Consider the following 26,646-nt stretch of genomic DNA (forward strand, 5'->3'; position numbering starts at 1 on the left):
TAACTATTTGACATAACGTGTGTTATAGGTTGGGTCTGAGTTTTGCATTGAATGGGTTTGGCGTCTATTGGGAATAGTGCGCCAAATCATTCAATGCGAGAGGTCCGCGTGTCCGAACCGATTCAACCCGTCTCCGAAGCCGTGACCCGCGCCAGCGCTTACGCCGAGCACGCCTATGCGGAGATCACCCGCGCTAGCGGCAAACGCACGGCGCCACAGGATCGTGCGGCGGAAACGGGCAAAAGCGCGTGGAGCGCCGAAGCGGGGGTGGTGCTGCTCAGTCGCGCCGCGCAGACGCTCAAAGGGTTGATCGCACAGGGGCGCTCGTTGGGAGAGGCGGCGCTCAAGAGCGCCCATGCGCTGTATGACTTCGCCGGACGCCTGCGCACGCGAGCGCCGGAGCAGAAACCCACCCCGGCGCCTGCTACGCGCGGACGCACGGCCTCATCCACCGGGCCTTGGGCGCCGGAGGCGTATCGGGTCAAGCTCTCGCCCTCGGCCAAATTGGCGTTGGGGGTGATGGATCACATGCAGGCGGATTCCGATGCCCAGGCGGCGTTCCTGCGCAAGGTGGCGCGCGCCGAGCAGGCGGGGCGCTATGCCGATGGGGAGTTGGAACAGGCGCGCGAGGCGGTGGACTACTGGCTGACGCCGTCGCAAGAGGGCGGTTCAGGCTGACGGCGGCGGGGTGGGCTCAGGACCCATGGCGCGCAATGCGGGGCTCCACGACTGCTGCAGCCAGGTAACGCCGGTCTCCCACACGCCGCCGTCATCCAGCCGGTGCCAGCGGTAGCCCGGCGGCTGCGCGGTGATGTGCAGGGTGGGGGTCTTGGGCAGAAACTGCACGCAGGTGGAGGGGGCGCTCACCAGGCGCGCGCCGCTGGGCAGGGTGGTGTCCAGCGCCTCATGGGCGTGGCCGCACACCACCCCTTTGACCTGCTTGTGCTTCTCCAGTAGCGCCAACAGCGCCGCGCCATCCTTGAGAATCTTCGCTTCAAACCACGCGCTGCCCGTGCCCACCGGCGGGTGGTGCAACCAGATCTGCGTCGGCGTGTCGGGATCCTTGCTCAGCAGCGCATCCAACTCCGCCAGTCTCTCTTCGCCCAACAGCCCGCCCTCGTCGCCGTCGGGGTCGCACGAATCCAGCAATAGCAGACGCCAGCCCGCCAAACGCAGTTCACCCAGGAACAGCCGAATCGATCCGCCCTGGGCAAACGCTTGCTGCATGGTCGCCACATCATCGTGATTGCCGGGAATGGCCAGAAACGGCAGATCGCAGCCGCTCAACGCCGCCATGCAGTGGGCGTAGGAGGCGGCGCTCTCATCCTGCGACAGATCGCCGGTGAGCACCCCCAGGGTGGCGTCGGGGTGACTCTGACGCAGATCCGCCGCCACCGCTTGCAACGGCGCCAGTGCGGGGATGCTATCGAACAGCTTGCCGTCGGCCTCGGCGAACAGATGACAATCGGAGAGTTGCAGTAAGGTGACCATGCGGCGCCGGACTCTTTTTGGCCGCCCCGGGAGGGCTGCGCAGGAGGAAGTGAGAATTGATGCATTCTACCATTGACTAACCGATGCGCCATTGTCTATTTTGATTCCTCCCAAGCCGGGATGGCGGAACTGGTAGACGCACCAGATTCAAAATCTGGCGCTGGCGACAGCGTGCGAGTTCGATTCTCGCTCCCGGCACCACTGCTTAGACTCTGGCCCCAATGCCTTATGGTTTTGGGGCTTTTTTCTGTCTGAATATCCTTAATGAATTCAATGCTTAGCGCAGACCCCGTTTTTCTCCGATTCTCTCCGTTTGCCCCAAAATCGCCCCCAAACTCTCCGTTTGCCGACACATTCTCTGAAAGCTGTGGACCTTGGCTTTAAGGTCAACAGCCTGTTGACCATGGAGAATCGGGCACTTAGCTCATACAATTTTTTTGTGGGTTTGAAATGCGAGCGATGACCGGTTGATACGGATTGCGGAAAAAACTTTCAGAATGTATTGTTAAGTGTCTGGAAATCCGAGTGCTTCTCGCTGATCTGGCCAAGCGTCAGGAAAGCCTCCCATCAACAGGTCCAGGGAAACGAGCCTTGGTTGACGCCCATCAAGAATGGCTTCTACGATGTCAGGAGCCAGCATGGTAATGCGCATGATGCGACTTAGGTAGGCGTGATCGATTTTCTCCTTTGCGGCCAATTCACGAGCATTGGCGGACTGTCCCGACTCAATCTGTTTGCGCCAGTAGAAAGCGCGCGCCAGAGCCCGGATCAGCGCCTCGTCCTTGCGTGGCTTGGTGAGGGGGAGATCCTGACCATTGGCGGCCACGATCTGCTTGCGCAGCCCCTTGCGCCGTAGATTGATGGGGATGGTGATGGTGAGCGTCTTTCTGTCGTCTGAGAGCTCTGTGGTGGCGTCGGGATGCATTATGCGGCCTCCTGGGTCTGGAATTCCTCGATGAGTTGCTCAAAGCCTTCAATGCGCAGCTGAATCTGAAGCTGGTCTTCACGCAGCGTGACGCGCCGCACCAGCAGCTGAATGAGTCGCCCCTGCTCTCCGGGGAAGAGCTCCGCCCAGATGGGCTCTATGGCTTTGAGGACTTCGACGATGCTGTTTTCAGAGTAGGCGGGACCGGCGCCATCGTTGGTCTGCCGCCAGACGCGGGCGACCACTTCGGGGGCGCGCACCAGGTGCTCAATGTGGGCCAGAATGAGCGCCTCAATCTCCCCGGCGGAGATGTTGCGAATGTCGCAGTCGCCGTAGCTGTGTTTGGTGGCGGTCATGCAGACGTAGTAGCGATAGTGCTTGCCCTGTTTGCGGGTGTGGCTGGTGGTCATGGCCCGGTTGCAGTGGCCACACTGCATGATGCCTTTGAGCGGGAAGGGGCTGTCGGCGCGAATGGGCCGCTTGCCGCGCCGATTGTTCTGCTCGAGGATGGCGTGGACCTGCTCCCACTGCCGCGGGGTGATGATGGCCTCATGCTCGCCGGGGTAGACTTCGGTCTTGAACACCACCTCGCCCAGGTAGACGCGGTTGTTCAGGATGCGGTAGAGCGCGGTTTTGTCAAACCGCTTGCCGGGATTGAAGCGCCCGGTCTGCGCAGTCCAGGACTTGGTGGTGTGGCCAGCGGCGGTGAGTTCTTTGCAGAGCTTGGTGGAGGAGCCAATTTCGATAAAGCGGTCGAAGATAAGGCGCACCAGCGCCGCCTCATCAGGATTTATCTCCAGCCGTCTGGCGCGCACATCGTAGCCCAAGGGCGGATTGCCGCCCATCCACATGCCCTTTTTGCGACTGGCGGCGAACTTGTCGCGGATGCGCTCGGCGGTGATTTCGCGTTCGTACTGGGCGAAGGAGAGGAGCATGTTCAGTGTGAGCCTGCCCATGGATGTGGCGGTGTTGAAGCTCTGGGTGATGGAGACGAAGGAGACATGATGGGCGTCGAAGAGGTCGACCATTTTGGTAAAGTCAGAAAGCGAGCGGGAAAGCCGGTCGATTTTGTACACGACGACACAGTCGACCAGTCCATTCTCAATGTCCTTCAGCAGACGCTGTAACCCCGGGCGCTCCATGTCGCCGCCGGAGTAGCCGCCGTCGTCATAGTCGTCATGAATGAGCATCCAGCCCTGGGATTTCTGACTGGCGATGTAGGCCTCGCACGCTTCGCGCTGGGCATCAAGTGAGTTGAACTCCTTGTCCAGCCCTTCGTCGGTGGATTTGCGGGTGTAGATGGCGCAGCGGGTTTTCGTCATTTGCGTGCTCCCAGCCAGAAGAGCTTTCCGTTCCAGCGCGTGCCGGTGATATCCCGCGCGATGGCGGAGAGGCTCTTGAATCGGCGTCCTTGATATTCGAACCCGTCATCGAGGACGGTGCAGTGGTGCTCCACGCCCTTCCATTCGCGCACCAGGCGCGTGCCGGAAACCGGCAGGCCGTCGTTACGCACCGGGTTGGGCGCGCGCTCCATGGTCTTCTCCTGCGCCGCCAGCGCCTCCAGTTTGCTGACCGTGGCCGCCGACAGGCCGCCCCAGGCCAACTCCTGGATGCGATAGGCCAGGCGCTTGATCAGAAACGTGCGGTTGTAGGGCGGGGGTTCATTCCGAAACAGATCCACCCACATCTTCTTTAAATCGTCAGTGGACTTCTCCGGCAGCGCCGCCACCCGTCTCAATACCTCAGTCGTCATGGGGACCATCTCCTTGGTTTTGTAAGGATACTTGGTTACCATACAGGCTCGTATCGAACTCACAGTCCAGGCTATTCCGCCGTGTTTTCAGCAGGGTGGGCGCGTTGCGTTTCTCCAGCAGGCGACACACGCCCGCCGAGAGAATCTCGGCAATCTCGTCGAGGCGTTCTTCGGGGCTGAGCAGGTCTGGGTGGATGGCGGTGGGCATTGTGATCGCTCTCCTGGAAATGTGTGCTGAGAGCGACCGTAACACGCGTCTGAACAATCAAACAAATACAAGTGTGTTTGTGATGAGGGCGCGGTATGACAAAGTTGCCAGAGGTATTCTGAGGTAGGTTACAGCAGTTCGCGTCCAACCCAAATGACGCGGCCAATGATCTCCCACTGGTCGGATTGATCAGCGCTTATCTCGTAGGGCGGGTATTTGTCGTTGTCACTGATCAGTTGGGTCTTGCCTGGTAGGATTCGAAGTCGTTTAACAAAGAGACCGGTGGAAGAGCGCAGCACAAAGATTCTGCCGTCCATTGCTTGGCGCTGATTCATGGAAACCAATAGTGTGTCGCCATCGCAAAGCGTCGGCGTCATGCTGTCGCCCATGGCCTGAATGATACCCAGAAAGCGCGGGTCGAGATTTTTCTCTTCCAGCCATGCGGTCTGAAAAGCCAGTCTATCCAGCACTTCCTCTTGAAGGATCTCATTCCCAGACCCTGCGCTAGCCTCTACAGAAAAGCGGGGTATCAGGGTATATCCGTGCGCAGTCGGTTCTGTTTTCTGTGGCGCCCCTTTGGGGAGGTGGGCTTCGTCTGCGCCCATCAGTTTGGGCGAGCCCCAGCGGCGCGGCTCCTCGCCATTGGCTAGCCATTCCGGGCGCACATTGAGAGCCTCGGCGATCTGCAAGAGACGGGTGGTGGAACCGTCGCCCTCATGCTCGAGTTTGTGGATTAAGCCCTGGCTGACCCTGGCGCGTTTGGCCAAAGCCATTTGCGAGAGTTTAAGGGCGGTGCGCGCTTCGCGCAGGCGTGTTGCGAATGTGCTCATAGTGCGGAGGATGGCAGATTGTTGCGTGGAACGCAAATATATATGTGTTTGAAAACTAATTGGTATGGTGTTAGGCTGTGCATCAATAAACTATGCCCATGTCCACTCATAACGCGCAACTCGATTTGATGAAAGGATGATGCCGAATGCCTCTGCCGCCCAAACAGTTCTTCACGCTTGCCGAAGTGGCGGAGCGATGGGGATGTTCGGAGCAGGACGTCCTGGCCTACGCCATGGATGGTCAAGTGATGGTGAGCGTGTGGGTGCTGCATGCGCATGTCGAGGTGTCAGAGAGCGTGGTGCTGGGAGATGGTGGAAAGACCTTCCACCCATTTATAGAACAGTACCGCACCGGTCTGCTGCCACTGGATATGAAGGATGTCGGTCTGCTGTGGTCCTACGGCAAAGCGGATATCCGGTCATTGGCGGACACCCCGGAAGGGGATCGCCAGAAGCTCAAGCGTTTTCATATTCCTGGTCTTGAGGGCGACGATGAGACCGGGTTGCCTATGACGCCTGCGGATGTACGGTTGAGCGGTGAGGAAGTCCGCCAGTTCGAGAAACGTCACCATATTGAAGCAGAAGAACCCAACATCTCTCCTACGCAATTTCCTTCCCACCCCTCGGACGCGGACAGACCGTATACTGGTCGTCATGGCGTTTCCAATCGTCACCGTGACCGCGCGGAGGCGGTTGCCCGGACGCTATGGGCGCAGAATCCTAAGATCCCCTGCAAAGAGATGATTAAATCGACAGCGATTGTCGACATCGCCTGCGAAGGGAAGGGGTATGCCGCCAAGACGCTGCGCAATTGGCTGGCGCCGTTCCAACCGGGGCAGTGAGGCGTCAAGCAATGGGCATGGTGTGGCGGCATTTGGGATATGCAGAGCATCCCCAGAATTCGCCATGTTTGCTCTTTCGGCGCACCATGGCGCTACCGCACTGCGTGCAAGCGCGCGAAGGGTCCACCATAGCAGCATTCGCCTTGCGCGACCCTCTGCGCGCGCCCGCGCCAGCGGCCCGGCGTGACGACAGACGCCGGGATCTGGTGGCGATCGCCAACTCGGGCAGATTGTGAAAGGGATTGATCCCCATCTCCTGGCGTTTTTTGACATTGCCGATCAGTTTGTTGAGCCAGAGTTCGGACTTCCCCAGAAACTCGTCTAAGGAGCTGCTGCCGTTGGCGATGTCATCAAGCGTCTGCTCCCACACCGCCGTGGTGGCCGGATCCGTCACGCTGTGGGGCAGGGCGTCTACCAATGCGCGAGCAGCTGGCGAACTGATGAGGTGTTTCTTCCCCTCATTGGCGAGCAACTGGCGTTTAAGCAGCGTCTCAATGATGGATGCCCGGGTCGCTTCAGTGCCGATGCCGGAGGTCTCCCGCAGGATCTTGCGTAAACGCGGATCCTCAACCAGTTTGCCCACCGATTTCATCGCCTGGATCAGCGTGCCCTCTGTGTAGCGATTGGGTGGCTTGGTCTGCTTGGCGGTCAACTCCGCCTTCTCAATTCGAACATCCTCACCAACCTGAACAGACGGCAGCGACTGCAAGTCCTCGTTGTCGGTGGATTTCGCCTCTTTTTGCGGTTGCCCCAGAGCCTGTTTCCAGCCGGGCGCTTTCTCCACCCGTCCCGTGGCGCGGAATGCTTCTTCACAAACCAAGGTGTCAATGATGGTGGCGTCGTATTCAAAGGGTGGGAAGAACTGGGCCAGATAGTGGCGCCGGATCAGATCGTAGAGCAGCGACTCCTCGCGGCTCAGGCTCTCAATCTTAACCTTGGCGGCCGTGGGGATGATGGCGTGGTGAGCGGTGATCTTTTTGTCGTTCCAAGCTTTGGAGCGCAATTTGGGGTTGGCGTTTTGGACCAAAGACGTAATTGACGGGTCGCTTGCCGCCATGGCCTGTAGCACTTTGGATGCATCCTTGAATTGCTCCGTAGGCAGAAAGCGACAATCGGTGCGCGGGTAGGTGACGGCCTTGCGCTTTTCGTACAGGGACTGCGCGACCTCCAGTGTCTTCTTGGCGCTCATGCTCCAACGGCGTGAGGCCTCCTGCTGGAGTGTGGAGAGTTCAAGCGGTAGAGGAGGGGGTTCCTTAACCCGCTTGGTCTCTGCCTTGGTGACCTTCCCGACCTGGCCCTGGACCTTCTGAATGACGGATTCGGCGACAGCACGATCCAGACAACGGCCTTCATCGTCGGCATGCTGCTTTTGTGGAATCCATTTCGCGTTGAACGCGCCGCTGGCGACTCGGTGCAGCGCGGTGACGTCAAAGTAGTCCACCGGCTTGAAATTCTCGATCTGCCGGTCACGATCCACCACGAGCTTCAATGTAGGTGTCTGGACCCTTCCCACGCTCAGCACGCCGTCATATCCCCCCTGACGGCCAATAATGGTGTAGGCGCGGGTTAGATTCATACCGACCAACCAATCGGCGCGCGCTCGCCCCAAGCCTGCCTGATACAGCGGCTCTGTCTGTTGCCCTGGCCGGAGGGCGGAGAGCGCCTTGCGGATGCTGGCGTCATCCAGAGCCGAAAGCCACAGCCTGGAGACCTTTCCACGATAGCGACAGCGCTCCAGCACCTCGCGACCAATGGTTTCACCCTCACGGTCGGCGTCAGTGGCTAGCACCACCTCCGAAGCTCCCTTCAGCAACTCCTTGATGACCTTGAACTGCTTGCCGCCGCGCTTGGTGAGCTCCAGCTTCCAGACATCAGGCGTCATGGGGAGCGTATCGAGTCGCCACTGCTTCCATTCCGGTTTGTAGCGGTCGGGCTCTGTCATTTCTAGAAGATGGCCAATGCACCACGTCACGCGCACGCCAGAGCCTTCGACGTATCCTTCACGACGCGCGGTGGCGCCGAGAACGCGCCCGATATCACGCCCCTGTGAGGGCTTTTCGCACAGGTAGAGGATCAATGACGCTCCAAACTGTCTAGATGAGAGGGAATCTCACCTAAAAAAGTGAGATTCCCTTTTTCCCCGAGGCCAAAATTCCGCATTGCGGAACGTGAATTAACATTATGGAAACAAATAGGAAATAAACATCCTGCAATGTAAACGTTGTACGCTCAAGGGAATCTCAGAGGGGGTGTGAGATTCCCTTTTTGCATTTTTTTCGGATTTTATGTTTACAGAGCAATCAAAAAAACCATTTAGAAGCAGGTGGTTGCAGATTCGATTGTAGGCACAAGGGAATCTCACACCCTACTTTTGGGAATCTCGCGAGATTCCGTATTTAGTTAAAATAAATGATCGTGTACGGTTAATTTCAACAGCAACGCCAACGCAGAAAGGGGCGCTGATGAAACGCAATCAACAAACCGTGGACAACCCTAAATTGATCACGCCTCAAGAGGCGGCAAGGATCCTGGGGGTAGAGGCCACGACCCTGGGTAACTGGCGACACACCAAACGCTACGCACTACCTTATGTGAAGGTGGGGCGGAAGGTGATGTACCGCACGGCCGACGTGGAGAAGTTTATCGAATCGCGCTATGTGACGCACTGATCAACCCCATTTAACCAGAACGTCTCACCGAGGGCTATGCGCTCGGACGGGATTCCTGCGGCCTGAATCAGCCCAGGAGTTCTATCAGTGATGATGAGTGATGCAAGGAAAGTTGTAGTTAGCCAGAGAGAGTTCAGCAAAACCCGCCGCGCTGTTGATTGAAATCGACGGCAGGGCGGACCCGAACCGCGCGTCTAGGGAAACGTACCCGAAAAGCCCGATTCCTGGCGGGTCTGGCGCGCGGCATTTCCAGGATCTTCAATCAGGAGGAAGAACATGAACAGCGCCCCACAAACCACAAACGCTCATCAGGATGACCTTTCGGTCTACAAGCTCTTCTACAAGCTCGAAGAGATCGACCCGCTCACCTGTGATGAGGGGACCGCGCCGGGGATCGATTTCTGGCCCGACGCCATCTCCGCCTGCGTGATGCACATCACCCCCGCGCTGGCTCAGCAATGGCTTGAGCGGAACGTCAAGAACCGTAGCCTTAAAAAACGCCATCTCCATGAATTGGTCTCGGTGTTGGAGAACAACCACTGGCGGCTGAATGGTGAATCCATCTGCTTCTCCAAACATGGGGAATTGCTTGATGGTCAGCACCGCCTGCACGCCATCGAAAAGAGCGGTATCGCCGCTGCCGCCATCGTGGTGTTCGGCGTCGACAACGGGGTCATGCGCACTTATGACCAGGGCTCCAAGCGCACTACAGCGGACCACCTCAACATCAACGGTGAAAAACACTACGTCAATCTCGGGGCGGCTCTTCGGCTTCTGTACATGTGGAGCACTGAGCAATTCCACAAGGATGGGCCCAAGTTTTCCCCTGACCAGGAGACCTTGGAGAATCTGCTTCAAGAACACCCCAAGCTGCGAGAGAGCATCCAATTCGGCAATAAGGCTCGCCGGTTCATCAACGTGGCCAACGGCGCGGTGTTGCACTTCCTCTTTCGCCGCACGCAGTACGTGATGAATAGCGATAAAGAGACGCCTGCAGCCGACCATTTTTTCAACAAACTCACCACTGGTGAAAACATCACCAAACAGGATTCCGTTTATCGTCTGCGCGAAGCGCTTCTGGTCAATCAGACGAGCAAAAAGCTGAATTCAGTTCAAGTTCGCGCCATGACCATCAAAGCCTGGAACCTCTTTGCCCAGGGCAAAAAGCGCGGCTGCATACACTGGGATCCAGCTGAAGAGCCCTTCCCCCAAATCCACGGACTGGACGAGGAGACCGAACAATGAGCGCTGTCACCCCCTTCAACTACGACAGCTTGATCGAACCGATGATCGAGATCGCCAAACCAGCTGCGGAGCGGATCCGCTTGCGCATGCGCCGAACGGCGGAGGACATCATCGCCATTGGCCAGGATTTACAGCGTGTGAAGGATGCGATCCCTCACGGGAGCTTTGGCCCCTGGATCCAGGCTGAGTTTGAGATGACGGAAAGCAGCGCCCTTCGTTTCATGCGGGTTGCTGAGCGGTTTGGAACCAAATCCGTCAATTTGACGGATTTGAAACCCTCAGTTCTCTACTTCCTCGCGGCCCCCTCAACGCCAGAGGAGGTCATCGAGAAAGCGGTTGAGAAGTCGAGTGCAGGCGATTCGGTTTCCAATGCGGATGTGAAGAAGTGGAAAGAGGAGATCCGTGAACTCAAACAGCAGAGCCGGAAAAAGCAGGAAGATTTCAAAGCCGAAGTCGCCACCTTGAAGCTCGATCTGAAAAACCGGTCAAACCGCAACGCGGAGTTGACCCGTGAACTCCAGGATGTGCGCCGCGAGTGCAACGACCTGCGCAATCAAGCCAGTGCGCAAACCGCCCGCGCTGAGGTGGTGATTGATGCGGAGCCGGTCACTGTGCATGAGCATGCGCCGATGCTGCCCAGGGAAACTCTGTTCACCCTGCTTGGCGAATTGGAGAGCGCCATCAAACCCATACACGCGATGCTCCACGTCGCGGACCTTCAACCCATACACGACCGTCTGCGTAAAACGCTCGCCATCGTCGAAGTGGCGATGAGCAGCGCCGACAACAACCTGATGCAACGGAGTCAGTGATCATGAACGACACCATCACCCTCAAGCAACTGCACACCATGCCCCTCGGTGACGTCGCCAATCTGGACGGCGCCGCCCTGGCGGACCTTCAGCAACAAGCCAACGCTGCTCTGGAGCGCGCCAAAAGCGCCAAGGAGTTTCTCGATGGCGCCATCGCCCGCAAATACGGGGACCTCATCAAACAGCTGCGCCAGCAGAGCGGTAAGGACTTCGGCACGGTGCGTCTTAATGATGGCAACGTGCAGGTGGTTGCCGATCTGCCCAAGCGCCCCCACTGGGATCAGAAACGGCTGGCGGACCTGTTTCAGCGCATCGCCAAGGCGGGCGAAAATCCGCATGAATATCTGGACGTTGCCTTCAAAGTGCCCGAGAGCAAGTTCAAGGCGTGGCCGACGCAGATCCGCAGCGCGTTCGAGGGTGCGCGCACCGTTAAGCCGGGCAAACCCACCTTCAAGCTGACCGTGTCGGCTGAGAGCCAGGAGGCGGCGTGATGAGCAGCACGATAACGCGCCGAAGGGATTATCCCAGCGATCAGGAGCGCTACACGCTCTCATTCCCTACTGGCATGAAAGAGCAGATCAAACGCGCGGCGCGCGCGCAGAACCGCAGTATGAACGCGGAGATCGTGCATCGGCTTCAGCTGAGTCTAGAGCAATGCGCGCCACGCTGTCATGTGGCGGGTGAACAACCTTTTGACATGGAAGGGAAGTGAAATGGATGCCTTTGAGTTTCATAACAAGGTCCAAGCGGTGATGGACGCCATTGAGTCGCTGCCCATCGGACAGGCCTTGGCATGGGAGATTGAACCAGCGGAGTTGGGTAGCGCCCACCTTGAGCTGAGCAGAATCAAACGTCGATTAGAAAATGAAATTCGTTTGACCAACCCGAGCCTGGAGGGGCGGCAATGAGCGGCTTACCCATTATCAGCGCCGATGCGCGCATGGCGGAGCCGAGGAGCGACAAGGGCGTGATCTTCGGCAAATCCGGTATCGGCAAGACCTCGTTGCTCCACACCGTCGGTGCGGCCACCACCCTGTTCTTTGATCTGGAGGCTGGCGATCTGGCGGTGGAGGGATGGCCCGGAGACACCATCCGGCCCCGCACCTGGGACGAATGTCGAGATTTCGCGGTGTTCATCGGCGGCCCCAATCCGGCGCTGCGCGATGACCAGTACTACAGCCAAGCGCACTACGATGCGGTGGTGCAGAAGTTCGGCGATCCCAGTTTGCTCGCCAAGTACCGCACCATCTTCGTCGACAGCATTACCGTGGCCGGGCGTCTCTGCTTTCAGTGGTGCAAAGGTCAGCCACAGGCATTTTCGGAGAAGAGCGGCAAACCCGACATTCGCGGCGCCTACGGTCTGCACGGTCAGGAGATGATCGCCTGGATTACCCATCTGCAGCACACCCGGGGCAAGAATGTCTGGTTTGTCGGCATCCTTGATGAGAAGACCGACGACTTCAGCCGTCGCTACTTTGCCCCACAGATCGAGGGGGCCAAAACCGGGCTGGAGCTTCCCGGCATCGTCGACCAGGTGATCACCATGACGGAGATCCGCCCGGAGGAGGGACCGTCCTATCGCGCCTTCATCTGCCACACGCTCAATCCCTGGGGGTATCCCGCCAAGGATCGCAGCGGACGACTCGAAATGATCGAGGAGCCCCATCTGGGTCGCCTCATGGAAAAAATTCACCAGCCGGTGAAACCGGCGGCGGAAAGGCTGAGCTTCGAACGCCCTGAGAAAGTGACCGAAGCCGCCCCCGCCGCCGGGGCCCCCGATAGCCTGCAACAGCAATAAGGAGCACGATCATCATGAACGGCAATTGGACCGACTTCAACGATGCTGAGAGTCAGCAGAGTTTTGACCTGATCCCCCGTGGGACCATCGCGCCGGTGCGCATGACCGTCAAACCCGGCGGTTATGACGATCCCAACCGGGGATGGACCGGCGGCTACGCGAAGCAGAATCCGGAAACCGGCGCGGTGTATCTGAACTGCGAGTTCGTCATTACCGCTGGTCAGTACGCCAAACGCAAGGTGTGGAGCCGCATCGGCCTGTTCAGCCCCAAAGGGCCGGAATGGGGCAACATGGGTCGCTCCTTCGTGCGCGCCATTCTCAACTCAAGCCGTGGCTTGAAGGACAAGGACAACTCGCCCAACGCGCAGCAGGCGCGGCGCATCAACGGATTTGCCGATCTGGATGGGATCGAATTCCTGGCCAAGATTGATGTGGAGAAAGATCAGCGCGACGGCTCAGACAAAAACACCATCCAGTTCGCCATTACGCCGGATCGGAAGGAGTATGAGGGGTTCAACGCCAGCGTTGCCCCGGCTCCGGCGACGCCTCCCGCCAATCAGGGTTGGCAGCAGACTGCGCCACAGCAACAGCCCGCTGCGCAACAGCAGTCCACCGCGCCCCAACAGCAACCGGCGCAACCTCCCACTCAAACGCCCAGTTGGGCCCAGTGAGGGGGTGAGAGATGTTGCTCAGACCTCGTCAACAACAGTTCGTGGAGCGGTCAGTGACCGCTCTCCACGAGCATGGCAACACCATTGCGGTTGCCAGTACCGGATTTGGCAAGACGATAGCGCTTTCCGCAGTGGTAGGCCGGATGCTGAAGGACACTGACCATCAGGCCTGTGTTCTGGCGCATCGGGATGAACTCACCCGTCAGAACGTGCTGAAGTTCGCCAAAGTCAATCCGGGCATCTCCACCTCCGTGGTGGATGCCCGAGGCAAGTCGTGGCGTGGACGCGCCACCTTTGCCATGGTTCCGACCCTGGCGCGGCAGAAGAACCTGGATTCGATGCCGGGTCTGGATCTGCTGGTGATCGATGAAGCGCATCATGCGGCGGCGGCCAGCTATCGGCGCATCATCGATACCGCCTTGGAGCGCAATTCGGCGTGCCGCATTTACGGTGTTACTGCGACGCCAAATCGTGGGGATAAAAAGGGCCTGCGCCCCATCTTCTCCAATGTTGCCGATCAGGTCCGCCTGGGAGAGCTGATCCAGGCGGGCAATCTGGTCAAACCCCGCACCTTCGTCATCGATGTCGGCGCACAGGAGGCGCTCAAGAGCGTCCGCAAGACGGTGGACGACTTCGACATGTTGGAGGTGGATCGCATTATGAACAAGGCCCCGGTGACCGAGGCCGTGATCAAGCACTGGAAGGAGAACGCCGGAAATCGCAAGACGGTGGTGTTCTGCTCCACCGTGGATCATGCGCGGAATGTCACCGACGCCTTCAACGCCGCTGATGTGGAGGCGGTGTTGATTCACGGAGAGCTTCCCTCGGCCGAGCGAAAGGCGACCTTGGCCCGCTTTGAAAAGGGCTCCGCTCAGGTGGTGGTCAACGTGGCGGTGCTCACCGAGGGGTATGACTTTCCGCCCATCTCCTGCGTCGTGTTGCTGCGCCCCAGCTCCTACAAATCGACCATGATCCAGATGGTGGGGCGTGGTCTACGCACCATTGACCCCAACGAGCACCCGGGGGTGCTCAAGACCGACTGCATCGTGTTGGATTTCGGCATCTCCTCCATCCTGCATGGCTCCCTGGAGCAGGACGTCAATCTCGATGGCAAGGAGATCCAGGGGCAAGCGCCCACCAAGGAGTGCCCGGAGTGTCAGGCCATTGTGCCGCTGGCGGTCCGAGAGTGTCCGTTGTGCGGCTACTACTGGGAGCCACAGCTGGATGCTGGAGAGGGTCCGGAGGCGATTACCGACTTCATCATGTCGGAGGTGGACCTGCTCAAACGCTCCAGTTTCCGCTGGGTGGATCTGTTCGGCGATGACGCTGCGCTGATGGCCAATGGCTTTACCGCCTGGAGCGGGATCTTCTTCCTCAACGGCAACTGGCACGCCGTCGGCGGAGCCAAAGGGCAGCCGGTGCGGCTGCTCTCTATCGGCGAGCGCACGGTGTGCTTGGCAGCTGCCGATGATTGGCTCAATGAAAACGAGACCGACGAATCGGCGCACAAGACCAAATCCTGGCTGAGTCAGCCGCCTACGGACAAGCAGCTCAAATACCTGCCGCCGCAAATGCAGATGGATATGGGGCTGACGCGGTATCAGGCGTCGGCGTTGCTGACCTTCCGCTTTAACAAGACCGCCATTCGGACGCTGATTCTGGAGGCGGATCGACGCTCATTGGCAGAGGCGGCGTGACATGGCAACGGCGTGGACGCGCAGGCGCAGCAACTGGCATGACCAGGCATGGGGATGGATCTCCCTGCCACCTGGGTTGCGCACGCAGCGCATCAGCCTCTCGGCACTGGGCCGGAAGGAGCGCGCCGTGTTTGGGAAAATTCTGAAACAGCATCCCGGGCATGTCCTGATCTGGCTGCTTGGCTCGGTCAGGGCAACGCCTGCGGATTTCATACTGGAGGCGACAGACATGGTGGACGCCACCGAATTGGAGAAAACGGCTATGGCCGCCACGCTGCCCATGCTGGGCGAATACGTGGGCAACATTGGCATGCATCGACCTTTGGCGGACTACAGCAAACAGGAGGTGATGACGTTGGTGGAGGTGGTGATCACCGCCTACCAGGAATTCATGGCCAATGCGCGGCCGCACAGTAAAGAGATTCCGTTCTGATCCAAGGAGACCCGATATGGAAAGAAAAATGGAAAGCCAAATGGTCGAGATTGGCGCGACATCTCTGCCAGTGATCGAATATCGAGGCACGCGCGTCATCACCCTCGCCATGGTGGATCTGGCGCACCAGCGTCCGGCTGGAACGGCATCGCGGAACTTCAAAAGCAACCGAAATCGGTTTGTCGAAGGCGAAGACTTCCATCGCATTGATTTTGCGCAAAAAGACGAATTTCGTCCGATGGCGTTGGAGATCCCGCCGCGAGGCATGATCCTGCTTTCAGAGACCGGCTACCTGATGTTGGTGAAATCCTTCACCGACGATCTGGCCTGGCAGGTCCAACGCGCGCTGGTCAATCGCTACTTCCAACTGCCGCCGCCGAAATCAAAGGCGCATGAGCTGCTGCGCTCGGTGCAACTACTGGTGGAGCACGAAGAGCGTGTTCAACGCCTTGAATCGGCACAGTTGGAGCAGCAACGCGTGCTTGATCAGATTGCCCAGCGCCAGGATGACATGGATGGAGATACCGGCTACATGACCGCTCTGGCCTTCTGTCGTCGGGAGGGCATCCCGGCTCCGCTCTCTTTTGCCAAACGGCTGGGAAGCAAGGCCTCGGACATGTGTCGCAAACTCTCAATCCGTATGGGGCAAGTCCCGGATGAGCGGTGGGGCTCGGTCAATAGCTACCCCGTGGAGATTTTGCGGGAGTGCCGTCAATCCATGCTGGGGGGGTGACCATGATGGATTTCAATCACCAAGCCGGAGGCATTGCCCCCGCCATCAACCACCTGATCGATGTGGCTCTGGAGGAGGAGAACCGGCAACAGACGCCGCGTTCCTACTTGGGAGCCTCTCGCCTCGGCGTGGAGTGTGAGCGCGCGCTCCAGTTTGAATACGCCCATGCGCCCAAAGATCCGGGCAAGGACTTTGATGGTCAGCTACTGCGCATCTTCGCCGCCGGTCACCTGTTTGAGGATATGGCCATCAACTGGTTGCGCATGGCGGGCTTTGAACTGTTCACCACCAAGGGCAATCGCCCCAACGGCGAGCAATTTGGTTTCGAGGCCGCAGGCGGACGTATCCAGGGCCATGTGGACGGCATTCTTGTCTCCGGGCCGAAGAGCGTCGACATGACCTACCCGGCTTTGTGGGAGTGCAAATCCCTCAACGACAAATCGTGGAAAGATACCGTCAAGCGCGGGGTTGCGCTCTCCAAGCCCATTTACGCGGCCCAGATCGCGATCTATCAAGCCTACATGGAGCCGGAGATCGAAGGGATCTCGCAGAACCCGGCTCTGTTCACCGCCATCAACAAGGACACCTCGGAGATCCATCACGAGTTGGTCTCGTTTGATTCTGCGCTGGCGCAGAAGATGTCGGACAAGGCGGTGCGGATTCTCAAGGCCACGGAGGCGCATGAGTTGTTACCGCGCATCACGCGCGAGCAGTCACACTTCCAGTGCCGCATGTGCAGCTATGCCGATCGCTGCTGGGGGCTGGAGGGATGATTGGCTCGCATCCATACCTGGACTTCAACGATGCCGGACCGCAGTCGGAGCTGCCCGGCATCACCGATCGAGGTCAGGAGAAGGAGGAGATCAAAACTCGGCTGTTGGGCCGAGTTGAAGAGGCGCTGCGCTATCTCATGCCTGCTGGGAAGGTTCGTCACGGCCAATTCCATATAGGCGATGTGGCGGGTGCCCCTGGCGAGAGCATGAAGGTGGAGCTCTCCGGCGAGAAAGCGGGCGTCTGGTATGACCATGCCGAAGGCAAAGGCGGCGACATTCTGGATCTGTGGGCGCGCTCGCGAGGAATCGATCCTGTTACCCGGTTTGGCGATGTAATGAACGAGGTGCGCGCCTGGCTGGGCGATCCGATGCGCGTCACCACCTCTTCCGCGCCATCCCAGCGCCGCGAGCCGCCCATGGATGATCTGGGCCCGCACACCGGCAAGTGGGACTACTTCGACGCCGATGGCAAGTTGCTGGTGTGCGTCTACCGCTACGATCCGCCAAACCGGCGTAAGCAGTTCCGGCCTTTGGATGTACGCACGGGCAAGTGGCAGGCCCCGACAATCCAGCGCCCTCTCTACAACCTGCCCGGCATCGCCCAGGCGGATGAGGTGGTGTTGGTTGAGGGAGAAAAAACGGCACAGGCGCTCATCGATATCGGCATTACGGCCACCACCTCCATGCACGGCTCCAACGCGCCGGTTGAGAAAACCGACTGGTCACCACTACGCGGCAAACGCCTCATCATCTGGCCGGATCGAGACAAGCCCGGCTGGGAGTATGGGCAGTCGGCGTCGAAGGCGATGAAAGCCGCTGGCGCAAAGTCCATCGCGATTCTGATTCCGCCTGCGGAGAAGCCAGAGAAATGGGACGCCGCCGACGCGGTGGCCGAGGGAATGGACATCCAGACATTCCTCCGAGATGCGCCGCGCGCTGCTCCTAATGGGCCAAGACGCCGTATTCGTCTGAGCGATTGGACCTTTGATCGCTACCAGGGCCCAGCGCCAGAACGGAAGTGGCTGATTGATGGTGTGTTGCCTCTTGGCGTTCCAGGCATGGTCGCCGCCATCGGCGGCGCGGGTAAGAGCATGCTGCTCATGGATTTGTGCGCCAAGGTGGCCCAGGTCGAGTCGGGCTCGCCGATGCCTATGGAGGCGCTAGGCGGTCCCCTGGTGTCAGTGGCGGGTACGGCGGTGATGTTCACCGCTGAGGATGACGCCGATGAGGTGCACCGTCGTCTGGCCGGTTTGGTCGGCGCCCTGCCAGACCCAAGCCGTTTGATCGTAGTGCCACTGCCCAACGCGGGCGGCGCCATTCCGCTGGTCGCCATGGGCCGCGAAGGTCCTGTGCTCACCGATGCCTATGAGGAGATGCGCGCCGAACTATTGGAGATCCCGGATCTGCGCCTGGTGGTGATTGATCCGCTACAGAGCTTTGCGGGAGGCGACGTCAACAGCGACCCGGCCGCCGGAGCCATGTTCTTTGCCAGGCTTGGCCGCATAGCCGCCGAAACCGGCGCGACGACGTTGGTTGCGCACCACTTCCGTAAAGTCGGCATGAAGCCCATTCACACCGCCGCAGAGGCGCGCGAGGCGATACGCGGCACCACGGCTCTCGTTGATGGTGGGCGCTGGTCCTACGCGCTGTGGGAGGCGGACTCGGATGAGGCGGAGAAGGTCTGTGAAAAACTCAACGAACGCTATATCCGCGAGAAGGTTTTCAAGGGCGCTGTAGTCAAGAGCAACTGGCCAACGGACAAGAGTATACGGACCTATGTCCGTGATGCTTCAACAGGCTTGCTGGGTGAAAAGACCATGGAGCTTGCCATGGGCGGGAAGGACTTTGGCGATTTACTGCAGATTCTGGAGCAAACCATAGAGAAGGCGGCTGCCAATGGTCAGCCATTCACAAAAACAGGGGGCAATGGGCTTCATGAGCGTCGTTCAGAGCTGCCTGCTGAGCTTTTGGGCGTTTCGCGAAACAAGATCGTCTCAATGGTCGATGCGTTATTGACCACAGGGCGCTTGGTCTTGTGCATGGCCGAAGGCAGCACCATCAAAAAGTGGCTGGATGTTCCACAGGGGGAATTCGCTCTCGGAGTTGGCCAATTCCAACTAGGATCCGTCCTAAATGAAGGGGAGTAAATCAGAGTCAAATTGAGGGATGGTTGTAAGAGGAATAGTCGTTCCCGGTAGAGGTGGGAACGGGGTGGGAACGTGGCGTTCCCAGCACATTCCCATTTTGTAAAATAGGGGTTATGTCTATGAAATAAAGGTGAAAAACAGCGTTTGCAACATTTGCGTTCCCGGTGCGTTCCCGGTTTTGCAACATGCTGAATTTACAGACAAATTGCGTTCCCGCTTTTTTACTACCCTACGGGTAGGTATGGGGTGGGAACCAATCCCCACCCCCATACCGGTATCATCGGGATTCAATTCCGGGCTCCGGAAATGGGGGCGCGGGTGGTGGCCTGAGATCTTGGCGGGTCCGGCCACCACCCTGACCAAATCAATCCACAGGAGGAATGAAATGGCTGTTCAGAGTTTGCCCCAACAGGGGCCGGATGGGAACAACGCGGTTTTGGCATTAGACCTCGGCTCACAAATGGGCTGGGCGGTGCGTCAGCCGGATGGGACCATCACCAGCGGCACAGTGTCGTTCAAGCCGGGCCGGTTTGAGGGAGGCGGCATGCAGTGGCTGCGCTTCAAAGCGTGGCTGGATGAGATCCATGGCGCTGTCGGCGTCGGGCGCGTGGCGTTCGAGGAGGTGCGTCGGCACATCGGGACCACAGCCGGGCATGTCTACGGCGGCTTCCTGGCGCACCTCACCGCTTGGGCGGAGGCCAACGGCGTGCCCTACCAGGGCGTGCCGGTGGGGACGATAAAAAACACGCCACGGGCAAGGGCAATGCCTCCAAGGCACAGGTGATCCACGCCATGAAGCGGCTGGGGCATACCCCGGCGGATGATAACGAGGCCGATGCTCTGGCGCTGTTGCATTGGGCCATCGCCCAGGAGGTGGCGTCATGATCGGTGGGCCGAAGTCTCCATCAAGCTCTCTCGGGCCGATGCAGCCACGCACCATCAACGCCGAGGGGACAAAAGCCTATGGCTGGAAGGCTCACGGCATTCTGGTGGTCAACGCCGCTGACCCGCGCCTGACTTGGCCCGAGCGGGAGTTGGTGAAACAGCTTGGCGAGAAGCTCTACGGGCGTGCACGTCAGGAGGTGTGCCATGTCTGATCGTGAACACTGGACGCCTAAGCAGGTGATCGACAGACTGGAAGAAGCGGCCAAAACGCTTCGGCGTTTGCCAGAAACCGGTCCCATGGGCTTACGCGCCTCTTGGCCAGAGGTGCTGCATGACTACTGGGACGCCTATGGCTGGAGCAAGGCCAAGACCCGGCTTGGACCGCCGTCTCCAGACGCCATTGATCGCATGGACGAATGCTTCGAGTGGCTGAGGTGGCTGGAGCCTGACGCCGCCAAACTGGTGTGGGCGCGCGCCTGTCGGGTGAATTGGAAGATCATCTGCGCTAAGCGCGGAGAGCACCGCTCGACGGCGTGGCGGTATTGGAGCGTAGCGATTCTGAAAATCGCGACGAAACTGGAAGATCCCTCGTGGCGGCGGTCCGCCGCGTAGGAAATGATGGACTTGGCGTGGGGGCGTTTATGCCCCCGCTGCCCCACTCGGGAGATCAGGATGCGTTTTATATTTCTTGCCCTGATGCTGATGCTGGCGCCGTCACTCGCGATCTCTGCGCAGGACGTGACTATTCCTCACCACATCAAGTCGTTCAGCCAAGCCAAACGGCTCCTTCCCAAGGTCTACAAAGGCCATCGCGAGACATTCTACTGCGGGTGCGGTTACGACAAGCACAAGAACGTGAGGCCAGGCCAATGCGGTTATGAGCCCCGCAAGAACGCAAAGCGCGGAGGTCGGATTGAATGGGAGCATATCGTTCCCGCCCACGCTTTCGGGCACACTCGTCCCTGCTGGCGGGAGAAACTCTGCGAGACCAAGAAAGGAAAGCTCTACAAGGGCCGTCGTTGCTGCGCCAAGATTGATCCTGTGTTTGAAGCGATGGAGTCAGACCTTCACAATCTCGTTCCCGCTGTGGGCGAACTCAACGGTGATCGCAGCAATCGCAGCTTCGGAATGGTCGCCGGTGAACCCCGCGTTTATGGCGCCTGTGACTTTGAAATCGACTGGGACACCGACCGCGTTGAGCCGCGCCCTGAAGTCCAAGGAGATGTGGCTCGAGCGTATTTCTACATGAACGCCACCTACGGGCTGCCAATCAGCAAAAAGCAGCGTCGGCTGTTTCAGGTCTGGATGTCGCAAGACCCTGTTGACGATTGGGAGCGTGAACGCAATCGTCGGATTGAGAAAATTCAGGGCAACGCCAACCCGTTTGTGAAGTAAAACGTCGCGACATCTTAGTGCGCGACACTTCCCCCAGGATTTGCTAAGATTCTGGCTAAGATCGGCGGTCGTAGCGTGAAGGCGCTTGGCCGCCGTTTTTTTTGGCGCATGCAGGTGAGAGTGCTGGCGCCCTGATTGCTGACGTAAACGGCAACAAAGGCAGAAGTACCGTTTCAAAGCCCGCTCCGGATCAATCTGGGGCGGGCTATTTTTTTGGGTGAATCCAATGTCCGACACTCCTTGGCTCCACTTCACCAACGCCGAGTTGACCTGCCACTGCGGTTGCGGCCGTATGGAGATGGATGTCGGTTTCATGGCGATGCTTGAGGACCTGCGCATCGCCTTCGGCAAACCGCTGCCGGTCACCTCCGGCTATCGCTGCCCAGAGCATAACGCCGCCATTTCCGTCACCGGGCTCAACGGTCCGCATGCGTCTGGCGCGGCGGTAGATGTGTTGGTGAGCGGCCAAGACGCCTACGACCTCATCGCCTTGGCCAAGGCGGCGGGTATGACCGGCGTTGGAATCAAACAACACGGCTCGCATCACACCCGCTTCATCCACCTCGACGCGCTGCCCCGCGCAACCAACCAACCGCGCCCGACCATCTGGAGCTACCCGAAATGAACGACCCCAAATGGGCGGACATCATCGTCGGGTTGTTCGGCTCGCTGTTTATCGCGTTTGCCGCCATCATGCCGCTGTTCATCACGGGCGTGCTCTGATGGGCATCCTGGAGAAGATCATTGGCGGCGCGGCGGCGCAGCCCATTGAGGCGGTGGGCAAGGCCCTGGATGGCCTGTTCACCTCCGACGAGGAGCGCTTGGACAAGCAGGCGTTGTTGACCCGTCTAGCCCAGCAACCGGCGGCGCTTCAGGTCGAGTTGAATAAGATCGAGGCGGCGCACCGTTCCACCTTCGTGGCGGGCTGGCGCCCGTTTCTGGGCTGGGTGTGCGGCGTTGGACTCTCCTTCGCCTACGTGATCAACCCCATCATCCAGTGGGTGACGGGGCAGCCCGGACCGCAACTGCCGCTGAACTTCATGCAGGAGTTGGTGGTGGCGATGCTGGGCTTGGCGGGTCTGCGGACCTGGGAGAAGCACACCGGGAGGGCAAAATGAGCAACTGCGAGAAAGAGTGCCCGTACTCGGCGGAGATGGCCACCCTGGCCAACGAGCTCAAGCACATCAACCAACGCCTTGCTATCGGTCAGCAGAAGTTTGACCGCATGGAAGCAACCCTTGATCGTTTGGACGCTGCTGAGCAACGCCTCGTGGGTGGCTACAAACTCTTCCGTCAGATCCTGGCGCTGCTGGCGCTCATCGCGGCGTTCATGGCAGTGCCGTTGATCAATAAGCCGTAGACCTTCAGTTCAAAACCGAAACTCGGTAACCATATGAATCCGAAAAATATTCTCTGGCCTGGGGTGTGGTTTGTAAGCGTTTGAAAAGTGGTTCCTTTTTCGCCGAAAACTGATGCCGCGCGCAATGGCCCGAGAGCTCGCTAGCGACAGAGGCGTTTTATTGGTTCGCGGGTTCGCGTTCGCGGTGAATGAGATCTCATGAAAGTCCCCAGCAATCGGCGTCTGGCCAAGCATCTGGGCGTGTCAGAGACAGCGGTGCGCAAGGCCGAAAAGGCGGGTCGCATTCACCGCGAACCGGATGGTTCGTGGGATCTGGACACCGTGCTGGCCAACTGGTCGGCCAACACCGACGACGTCAATCAGCGTAGCGCCCACCCCAAGGGCATGAAGCCGACGCCGACAGCGGCGGTGAACAGCGTCCGTGAGACATTGCAGCAGAGCGGACAGAGTGCTGGCGCTGGCGGCATGACCTTCATGCAGGCCAAGACGGCGGACATGGTGCTGCGCGCGCAGTTGCGCAAGATCGAACTTGAAGAGAAGAAGGGCTCCCTGATCGATCGGGAGCAGACCCTGGCGCGGGTGTATCACCGGGCCAGAGAGGTTCGTGACTCCTGGCAGAACTGGCCAGCGCGGGTCTCCTCGCGTATGGCGGCGGAACTGGGCGTCGACGACCACACCATGCACATCTGCCTGGAGCAATACGTGCGCGAACATTTGGAAGAGCTCTCCGAAGCCAAACTCTCTCTGGAATGATGGACAATGCAGATTGCTGATTTGACGCTGGAGCAGTGGCCTCTGGAGCGGTTGATCCCCTATGCCCGGAATCCAAGGCGCAACGATGACGTGGTGGATCGCATGTGCGCGGCGATTCAGGAGTTCGGCTTCCGAATTCCGGTGGTGGCCCGTAGCGATGGCCAGGTGGTCGATGGCCACCTCCGTCTGAAGGCCGCCAAGCGGCTGGGACTGGAGTCGGTGCCGGTGGCGCTGGCCGATGACCTGAGCGAGACGCAGATCAAGGCGTTCCGGCTGCTTGCCAATCAATCCGCCAACTGGGCGGAGTGGGACAACGAACTGTTGAGCTTGGAGTTGAACGAGCTTCAGGACGCCGATTATGACATCGACATCATCGGCTTTTCCGAGGAGCAGCTTTCAGATCTGCTGGAGAGCCTGGAGGACGACGCTGATGGCGGCGGTGGCGCCGTAGCCCAAAACGATGTCATCCCCGAGCCGCCTGCCAATCCGGTCACTCGTCCTGGCGACATGTGGATTCTCGGCGACCATCGCCTTCTGTGTGGCAGCAGCCTCAACGACGATGATGTGATTCGGTTGATGAACGGCGAGCGTGCGATTCTCTTTGCCACCGATCCGCCCTACTTGGTCGACTACGATGGGACCAACCACCCGCAGAACAGTGCGCGCAAAGCCAAGGTCGCCAAAGGAGAGACCAGCGGCACGGACGGCAACAAGGATTGGTCAGCCAGCTATGGCGTGACCTGGGACGACTCCTCCCAGGGCCCAGAGCTCTACGAGGGCTTCATCAAAGCCGCCATTGAGCATGCCATCGAGCCCAACGCCGCTTGGTACTGCTGGCACGCATCCAAGCGCCAGGCGATGCTGGAAGCGGTGTGGGAGAAGATGGGCGCGTTTCAGCACCAGCAGATCATCTGGAACAAGGAGAAAGGTGTCCTCACACGCTCGAAGTATCTGTGGAAACACGAGCCCTGCCTGATGGGCTGGATCAAGGGCAACATGCCGCCGAAGATCGATGGCGCGGAATTCCTCTCTACTGTCTGGGACATTCGTGGACTCTCCGGTGAAGAGCGCCCCGATCACCCCACACCGAAACCCCTGGACTGCTTTGCCATCCCCATGCGCCAGCATGTGGAACGGGGCGGCCTGTGCTACGAACCCTTCAGCGGCTCCGGCTCCCAGATCATGGCTGGTGAGATGACAGGGCGGCGGGTGTTCGCCATGGAGATTTCACCGGTCTACGTGGACGTGGCGGTGAAGCGCTTCATCCAGGCTACCGGCAAGATTGCCTACTTGGATGGGGCTGGCGGGAAGAGTTTTGAGGAAGTGGCGGCGGAGAGAGACATATCCAGTTCAACCGCTTGACTTGAGATCTAGAATGGAACGGAATACCCCCATTATCCTTTCTATAGGGGGCATTCCATGACATCAGCCTATGAGTCACTCAAAGAGTATTTAAGCAACCGGATGCGGATGAGCCACATCTACCAGCCGGTTATGATTCGTCAGATTCTTTTGAACGGTGATCAGATCACTCGGAGGGAGGCGGCCCAAGCTTTCTTGGCCGAGGATCAAAGTCAGATTGAGTATTATGAAAAGTGACCGCGCAAATGCCGGGTCGCGTTCTGGCTAACAACGGGGTGATAATAAAAACTGGTCAGAAATACGAATTTGCGGAGTTGTATCGAGGAGTTACGCCAGAGGAAAGAGCTGAGCTGATAGACCTTTGCACGCAAAAGCTTCAGGAGTATCTCGAGGGCCGCCCTGACCCTTGGAACCACCGGAGAAAAGGGAGTGGTTATATTCCAGGCAGCCTTCGCTACGACGTACTTGCCAGGGCAAAAGGGCGCTGCGAAGCGTGTGGCGTGTCAGCAATGGAAAAAGCTCTGGAAGTTGATCACATTATCCCCCGAAATCATGGCGGAAAGGATGATCCAGATAATTTGCAGGCGCTCTGCTACACCTGTAATGCGCAAAAACGGGACAGAGATCAGACCGATTTCAGAGAGGTTGCCCAATCTCTTCACCATCGGGATGAAAGCTGTATATTTTGCGAGTTGGAAAGAATGCAGGAGGTTGATGGAGAGGGTTTGGCGTTTGTCTTAGAAGACAGTTTCCCTGTATCGATTGGCCATACATTGATTTTGCCCAGACGTCATGTCGCTGATTATTTTGATCTTTACCAACCTGAACGAAATGCTATGGAGCGGCTCCTGAAAGTTGCTAAGCAACGCCTCTCAGACAAGGATCCAATGATTAGTGGCTCCAACATTGGAGTCAATGTGGGGCAATCAGCCGGTCAAAGTGTTTTCCACGTTCATATGCATTTGATCCCTCGGCGAGATGGCGATCACCCTCAGCCCCGAGGGGGCGTGCGATCTGTAATTCCAGGCAAAGCAGACTATTGAAGTGTGATGTGTACGATCTCAGCATCATTTTAACCCATCTATCACCAGCACAACCCGGTCAATTGGCCGGGTTGTCTGCTTTTAGGTGCGTGGAAGGGTCAGTCTTCAACGATGCGGTAGATCGTCCGTTTCCCTTGCTCATCGGTGACGCGCTCGCTGGTGACGTTGAGTCCAAGGCGTTTGCGCAGGGCGCCGGAAATAGCCCCGCGCAGAGTATTTCGATTCCACGAAGTAGCGGCCTCAAGCTGTTCAATCGTTGCGCCTTCAGGGCGTTTCATCAGGGCGATCATGGTCGCCTGCTTTGAGTTCTCTCGGGGCTTTGGCGTGCGCTGTTTGGCAGCGACCATCCCGGCTTGGTAGGCGGCTTCCAGGGCGCTCTTGATGGCCCAGACAGCGCAGTCATGAAAATCCAAATCGTCTAAGCGCCGAGTCTCTAGCGTGTCGATGTCCAGGTGCTTAGAGGCGATCTCTTCGAAAAGCGCATCCGGCGCAATCGAAGAGCTGTCCGTTTGCGGCTCTGCGGGCTCTTCAGCTTGAGTCTGAGGCAGGAGCCGTTCTGGCGGCGTTTCGCCGATGGCCGCGTAGCCCGCAGCGTTGAGACGCCATTGTCCGTCATCCTCCTGCGTGATGACACCGTGCTTGGCCAAGGCGTTCACGATCTTGATCGCTGCGCCGCCCTTCATACGGTTGGGCAGGGGGTGGACCGCGCCATCTTCGCGCAGCGCGGCGTTGACGAGTACGGTGAGTTGGGGGCTGGTCATTTTGTTCATGATGGTCTCCTTCAAATCCATTCGTTGCCGATGCGGGGCAGCAGGTCGCCG

33 protein-coding genes, 1 tRNA gene and 1 pseudogene are annotated in these 26,646 nt (G+C 58.9%); 27 read left to right on the forward strand and 8 right to left on the reverse strand.

Features of this window, described 5'->3' with window-relative positions:
* Positions 1-108 precede the first annotated feature (108 nt).
* Complete coding sequence (locus MAIT1_RS12165) at positions 109-678, forward strand: hypothetical protein (RefSeq protein ID WP_085442529.1); 570 nt, start codon at positions 109-111, stop codon at positions 676-678.
* On the opposite strand, the gene MAIT1_RS12170 is transcribed toward MAIT1_RS12165, so the two are convergent.
* Positions 670-1,491: a metallophosphoesterase gene (locus MAIT1_RS12170; protein WP_085442530.1), complete on the reverse strand. Its 822-nt coding sequence runs from the start codon at positions 1,489-1,491 to the stop codon at positions 670-672. The genes MAIT1_RS12165 and MAIT1_RS12170 overlap by 9 nt on opposite strands.
* 114 nt (positions 1,492-1,605) lie before the next feature.
* On the opposite strand from MAIT1_RS12170, the gene MAIT1_RS12175 reads away from it, so the two are divergent.
* Positions 1,606-1,692: transfer RNA gene (locus tag MAIT1_RS12175), tRNA-Leu, on the forward strand.
* Positions 1,693-1,996: 304 nt separating this feature from the next.
* Here MAIT1_RS12175 and MAIT1_RS12180 read toward each other — a convergent pair.
* The 5 genes from MAIT1_RS12180 to MAIT1_RS12200 all read right to left on the reverse strand — a co-directional run bounded on the left by MAIT1_RS12180 (position 1,997) and on the right by MAIT1_RS12200 (position 5,207).
* Positions 1,997-2,416, reverse strand: a complete 420-nt coding sequence (locus MAIT1_RS12180; protein WP_085442531.1) for a hypothetical protein — start codon at positions 2,414-2,416, stop codon at positions 1,997-1,999.
* A complete protein-coding gene (locus MAIT1_RS12185) occupies positions 2,416-3,738 on the reverse strand; it encodes a recombinase family protein (RefSeq protein ID WP_085442532.1) in 1,323 nt (440 codons plus the stop codon). Before MAIT1_RS12185 ends, MAIT1_RS12180 begins: the two co-directional genes overlap by 1 nt.
* Positions 3,735-4,169, reverse strand: a complete 435-nt coding sequence (locus MAIT1_RS12190; RefSeq protein WP_085442533.1) for a DUF2924 domain-containing protein — start codon at positions 4,167-4,169, stop codon at positions 3,735-3,737. The genes MAIT1_RS12185 and MAIT1_RS12190 overlap by 4 nt, the downstream gene beginning before the upstream one ends.
* On the reverse strand, positions 4,159-4,377 hold the full coding sequence (locus MAIT1_RS12195; protein WP_085442534.1) for a hypothetical protein: 219 nt from the start codon (positions 4,375-4,377) through the stop codon (positions 4,159-4,161). Before MAIT1_RS12195 ends, MAIT1_RS12190 begins: the two co-directional genes overlap by 11 nt.
* A 128-nt stretch (positions 4,378-4,505) precedes the next feature.
* The gene (locus tag MAIT1_RS12200) at positions 4,506-5,207 is read right to left on the reverse strand and encodes an XRE family transcriptional regulator (RefSeq protein WP_085442535.1); all 702 of its coding nucleotides are present in this window, start codon (positions 5,205-5,207) and stop codon (positions 4,506-4,508) included.
* Between the two features lie 146 nt (positions 5,208-5,353).
* On the opposite strand from MAIT1_RS12200, the gene MAIT1_RS12205 reads away from it, so the two are divergent.
* Positions 5,354-6,049 (forward strand): hypothetical protein, encoded by a 696-nt coding sequence (locus MAIT1_RS12205; protein ID WP_085442536.1) that lies wholly within the window; start codon positions 5,354-5,356, stop codon positions 6,047-6,049.
* Between the two features lie 4 nt (positions 6,050-6,053).
* Here MAIT1_RS12205 and MAIT1_RS12210 read toward each other — a convergent pair whose 3' ends face one another.
* Positions 6,054-8,126, reverse strand: a complete 2,073-nt coding sequence (locus tag MAIT1_RS12210; RefSeq protein WP_085442537.1) for a DNA topoisomerase III — start codon at positions 8,124-8,126, stop codon at positions 6,054-6,056.
* A gap of 385 nt (positions 8,127-8,511) precedes the next feature.
* Here MAIT1_RS12210 and MAIT1_RS12215 point away from each other — a divergent pair, with 385 nt between their 5' ends.
* From MAIT1_RS12215 to MAIT1_RS12325, 24 genes and pseudogenes are all read left to right on the forward strand, one after another.
* Positions 8,512-8,718, forward strand: a complete 207-nt coding sequence (locus MAIT1_RS12215) for a helix-turn-helix domain-containing protein (protein WP_085442538.1) — start codon at positions 8,512-8,514, stop codon at positions 8,716-8,718.
* 276 nt (positions 8,719-8,994) lie between these two features.
* Positions 8,995-9,963, forward strand: a complete 969-nt coding sequence (locus tag MAIT1_RS12220) for a hypothetical protein (protein WP_085442539.1) — start codon at positions 8,995-8,997, stop codon at positions 9,961-9,963.
* Complete coding sequence (locus MAIT1_RS12225) at positions 9,960-10,775, forward strand: DUF3102 domain-containing protein (RefSeq protein WP_085442540.1); 816 nt, start codon at positions 9,960-9,962, stop codon at positions 10,773-10,775. Before MAIT1_RS12220 ends, MAIT1_RS12225 begins: the two co-directional genes overlap by 4 nt.
* Before the next feature lie 2 nt (positions 10,776-10,777).
* The gene (locus MAIT1_RS12230; RefSeq protein ID WP_198947873.1) at positions 10,778-11,266 is read left to right on the forward strand and encodes a hypothetical protein; all 489 of its coding nucleotides are present in this window, start codon (positions 10,778-10,780) and stop codon (positions 11,264-11,266) included.
* On the forward strand, positions 11,266-11,487 hold the full coding sequence (locus MAIT1_RS12235; RefSeq protein WP_085442542.1) for an Arc family DNA-binding protein: 222 nt from the start codon (positions 11,266-11,268) through the stop codon (positions 11,485-11,487). Before MAIT1_RS12230 ends, MAIT1_RS12235 begins: the two co-directional genes overlap by 1 nt.
* A gap of 1 nt (position 11,488) precedes the next feature.
* Entirely contained in the window at positions 11,489-11,683 is a 195-nt protein-coding gene (locus tag MAIT1_RS12240; protein WP_085442543.1) for a hypothetical protein, read from the forward strand.
* Positions 11,680-12,573, forward strand: a complete 894-nt coding sequence (locus MAIT1_RS12245; RefSeq protein WP_085442544.1) for an ATP-binding protein — start codon at positions 11,680-11,682, stop codon at positions 12,571-12,573. The genes MAIT1_RS12240 and MAIT1_RS12245 overlap by 4 nt, the downstream gene beginning before the upstream one ends.
* Before the next feature lie 14 nt (positions 12,574-12,587).
* Positions 12,588-13,244 carry a hypothetical protein gene (locus tag MAIT1_RS12250; RefSeq protein WP_085442545.1) on the forward strand — a complete coding sequence of 219 codons (657 nt, stop codon included), beginning with the start codon at positions 12,588-12,590 and terminating at the stop codon, positions 13,242-13,244.
* 11 nt (positions 13,245-13,255) lie between these two features.
* Entirely contained in the window at positions 13,256-14,941 is a 1,686-nt protein-coding gene (locus MAIT1_RS12255; RefSeq protein WP_085442546.1) for a DEAD/DEAH box helicase, read from the forward strand.
* Positions 14,942-15,068: 127 nt separating this feature from the next.
* Positions 15,069-15,374, forward strand: a complete 306-nt coding sequence (locus MAIT1_RS12260) for a DUF6511 domain-containing protein (protein ID WP_241893466.1) — start codon at positions 15,069-15,071, stop codon at positions 15,372-15,374.
* Positions 15,375-15,390: 16 nt separating this feature from the next.
* Entirely contained in the window at positions 15,391-16,107 is a 717-nt protein-coding gene (locus MAIT1_RS12265) for an ORF6N domain-containing protein (RefSeq protein WP_085442548.1), read from the forward strand.
* 2 nt (positions 16,108-16,109) lie between these two features.
* Positions 16,110-16,880 carry a hypothetical protein gene (locus MAIT1_RS12270; protein WP_085442588.1) on the forward strand — a complete coding sequence of 257 codons (771 nt, stop codon included), beginning with the start codon at positions 16,110-16,112 and terminating at the stop codon, positions 16,878-16,880.
* A complete protein-coding gene (locus MAIT1_RS12275) occupies positions 16,877-19,027 on the forward strand; it encodes an AAA family ATPase (protein ID WP_085442549.1) in 2,151 nt (716 codons plus the stop codon). The genes MAIT1_RS12270 and MAIT1_RS12275 overlap by 4 nt, the downstream gene beginning before the upstream one ends.
* A 385-nt stretch (positions 19,028-19,412) precedes the next feature.
* A pseudogene (locus MAIT1_RS12280) lies at positions 19,413-19,912 on the forward strand (crossover junction endodeoxyribonuclease RuvC).
* Between the two features lie 38 nt (positions 19,913-19,950).
* Positions 19,951-20,124: a hypothetical protein gene (locus MAIT1_RS12285; protein WP_241893468.1), complete on the forward strand. Its 174-nt coding sequence runs from the start codon at positions 19,951-19,953 to the stop codon at positions 20,122-20,124.
* Entirely contained in the window at positions 20,117-20,524 is a 408-nt protein-coding gene (locus tag MAIT1_RS12290; protein ID WP_085442551.1) for a DUF6362 family protein, read from the forward strand. The genes MAIT1_RS12285 and MAIT1_RS12290 overlap by 8 nt, the downstream gene beginning before the upstream one ends.
* Before the next feature lie 90 nt (positions 20,525-20,614).
* Complete coding sequence (locus MAIT1_RS12295) at positions 20,615-21,307, forward strand: endonuclease (protein WP_198947886.1); 693 nt, start codon at positions 20,615-20,617, stop codon at positions 21,305-21,307.
* A gap of 226 nt (positions 21,308-21,533) precedes the next feature.
* A complete protein-coding gene (locus MAIT1_RS12300) occupies positions 21,534-21,932 on the forward strand; it encodes a D-Ala-D-Ala carboxypeptidase family metallohydrolase (RefSeq protein WP_085442553.1) in 399 nt (132 codons plus the stop codon).
* A 97-nt stretch (positions 21,933-22,029) separates the two neighbouring features.
* On the forward strand, positions 22,030-22,425 hold the full coding sequence (locus MAIT1_RS12305; protein WP_085442554.1) for a 3TM-type holin: 396 nt from the start codon (positions 22,030-22,032) through the stop codon (positions 22,423-22,425).
* Complete coding sequence (locus MAIT1_RS12310) at positions 22,422-22,667, forward strand: hypothetical protein (RefSeq protein WP_085442555.1); 246 nt, start codon at positions 22,422-22,424, stop codon at positions 22,665-22,667. Before MAIT1_RS12305 ends, MAIT1_RS12310 begins: the two co-directional genes overlap by 4 nt.
* Before the next feature lie 198 nt (positions 22,668-22,865).
* Entirely contained in the window at positions 22,866-23,420 is a 555-nt protein-coding gene (locus tag MAIT1_RS12315) for a helix-turn-helix domain-containing protein (protein WP_085442267.1), read from the forward strand.
* A gap of 6 nt (positions 23,421-23,426) precedes the next feature.
* Complete coding sequence (locus MAIT1_RS12320) at positions 23,427-24,782, forward strand: DNA modification methylase (RefSeq protein WP_085442266.1); 1,356 nt, start codon at positions 23,427-23,429, stop codon at positions 24,780-24,782.
* Between the two features lie 57 nt (positions 24,783-24,839).
* Positions 24,840-25,019: a hypothetical protein gene (locus tag MAIT1_RS22055; RefSeq protein ID WP_198947875.1), complete on the forward strand. Its 180-nt coding sequence runs from the start codon at positions 24,840-24,842 to the stop codon at positions 25,017-25,019.
* A complete protein-coding gene (locus MAIT1_RS12325) occupies positions 25,016-25,825 on the forward strand; it encodes an HIT domain-containing protein (protein WP_198947876.1) in 810 nt (269 codons plus the stop codon). The genes MAIT1_RS22055 and MAIT1_RS12325 overlap by 4 nt, the downstream gene beginning before the upstream one ends.
* Positions 25,826-25,923: 98 nt before the next feature.
* Here the strand turns inward: MAIT1_RS12325 and MAIT1_RS12330 are convergent.
* Positions 25,924-26,646, reverse strand: a 723-nt coding sequence (locus MAIT1_RS12330) for a DUF3489 domain-containing protein (RefSeq protein ID WP_241893469.1), incomplete at its 5' end; no start/stop codon positions are given.

This window comes from Magnetofaba australis IT-1 (genome assembly GCF_002109495.1).
Lineage (GTDB): Bacteria > Pseudomonadota > Magnetococcia > Magnetococcales > Magnetococcaceae > Magnetofaba > Magnetofaba australis.

Coding starts and splice junctions, on each gene's coding strand:
- MAIT1_RS12170 (WP_085442530.1), bottom strand. CDS start 1,491: ATGGTCACCTTACTGCAACTCTCCGATTGTCATCTGTTCGCCGAGGCC.
- MAIT1_RS12180 (WP_085442531.1), bottom strand. CDS start 2,416: ATGCATCCCGACGCCACCACAGAGCTCTCAGACGACAGAAAGACGCTC.
- MAIT1_RS12185 (WP_085442532.1), bottom strand. CDS start 3,738: ATGACGAAAACCCGCTGCGCCATCTACACCCGCAAATCCACCGACGAA.
- MAIT1_RS12190 (WP_085442533.1), bottom strand. CDS start 4,169: ATGACGACTGAGGTATTGAGACGGGTGGCGGCGCTGCCGGAGAAGTCC.
- MAIT1_RS12195 (WP_085442534.1), bottom strand. CDS start 4,377: ATGCCCACCGCCATCCACCCAGACCTGCTCAGCCCCGAAGAACGCCTC.
- MAIT1_RS12200 (WP_085442535.1), bottom strand. CDS start 5,207: ATGAGCACATTCGCAACACGCCTGCGCGAAGCGCGCACCGCCCTTAAA.
- MAIT1_RS12205 (WP_085442536.1), top strand. CDS start 5,354: ATGCCTCTGCCGCCCAAACAGTTCTTCACGCTTGCCGAAGTGGCGGAG.
- MAIT1_RS12215 (WP_085442538.1), top strand. CDS start 8,512: ATGAAACGCAATCAACAAACCGTGGACAACCCTAAATTGATCACGCCT.
- MAIT1_RS12220 (WP_085442539.1), top strand. CDS start 8,995: ATGAACAGCGCCCCACAAACCACAAACGCTCATCAGGATGACCTTTCG.
- MAIT1_RS12225 (WP_085442540.1), top strand. CDS start 9,960: ATGAGCGCTGTCACCCCCTTCAACTACGACAGCTTGATCGAACCGATG.
- MAIT1_RS12230 (WP_198947873.1), top strand. CDS start 10,778: ATGAACGACACCATCACCCTCAAGCAACTGCACACCATGCCCCTCGGT.
- MAIT1_RS12235 (WP_085442542.1), top strand. CDS start 11,266: ATGAGCAGCACGATAACGCGCCGAAGGGATTATCCCAGCGATCAGGAG.
- MAIT1_RS12240 (WP_085442543.1), top strand. CDS start 11,489: ATGGATGCCTTTGAGTTTCATAACAAGGTCCAAGCGGTGATGGACGCC.
- MAIT1_RS12245 (WP_085442544.1), top strand. CDS start 11,680: ATGAGCGGCTTACCCATTATCAGCGCCGATGCGCGCATGGCGGAGCCG.
- MAIT1_RS12250 (WP_085442545.1), top strand. CDS start 12,588: ATGAACGGCAATTGGACCGACTTCAACGATGCTGAGAGTCAGCAGAGT.
- MAIT1_RS12255 (WP_085442546.1), top strand. CDS start 13,256: ATGTTGCTCAGACCTCGTCAACAACAGTTCGTGGAGCGGTCAGTGACC.
- MAIT1_RS12265 (WP_085442548.1), top strand. CDS start 15,391: ATGGAAAGAAAAATGGAAAGCCAAATGGTCGAGATTGGCGCGACATCT.
- MAIT1_RS12270 (WP_085442588.1), top strand. CDS start 16,110: ATGATGGATTTCAATCACCAAGCCGGAGGCATTGCCCCCGCCATCAAC.
- MAIT1_RS12275 (WP_085442549.1), top strand. CDS start 16,877: ATGATTGGCTCGCATCCATACCTGGACTTCAACGATGCCGGACCGCAG.
- MAIT1_RS12285 (WP_241893468.1), top strand. CDS start 19,951: ATGCAGCCACGCACCATCAACGCCGAGGGGACAAAAGCCTATGGCTGG.
- MAIT1_RS12290 (WP_085442551.1), top strand. CDS start 20,117: ATGTCTGATCGTGAACACTGGACGCCTAAGCAGGTGATCGACAGACTG.
- MAIT1_RS12295 (WP_198947886.1), top strand. CDS start 20,615: ATGCTGGCGCCGTCACTCGCGATCTCTGCGCAGGACGTGACTATTCCT.
- MAIT1_RS12300 (WP_085442553.1), top strand. CDS start 21,534: ATGTCCGACACTCCTTGGCTCCACTTCACCAACGCCGAGTTGACCTGC.
- MAIT1_RS12305 (WP_085442554.1), top strand. CDS start 22,030: ATGGGCATCCTGGAGAAGATCATTGGCGGCGCGGCGGCGCAGCCCATT.
- MAIT1_RS12310 (WP_085442555.1), top strand. CDS start 22,422: ATGAGCAACTGCGAGAAAGAGTGCCCGTACTCGGCGGAGATGGCCACC.
- MAIT1_RS12315 (WP_085442267.1), top strand. CDS start 22,866: ATGAAAGTCCCCAGCAATCGGCGTCTGGCCAAGCATCTGGGCGTGTCA.
- MAIT1_RS12320 (WP_085442266.1), top strand. CDS start 23,427: ATGCAGATTGCTGATTTGACGCTGGAGCAGTGGCCTCTGGAGCGGTTG.
- MAIT1_RS22055 (WP_198947875.1), top strand. CDS start 24,840: ATGACATCAGCCTATGAGTCACTCAAAGAGTATTTAAGCAACCGGATG.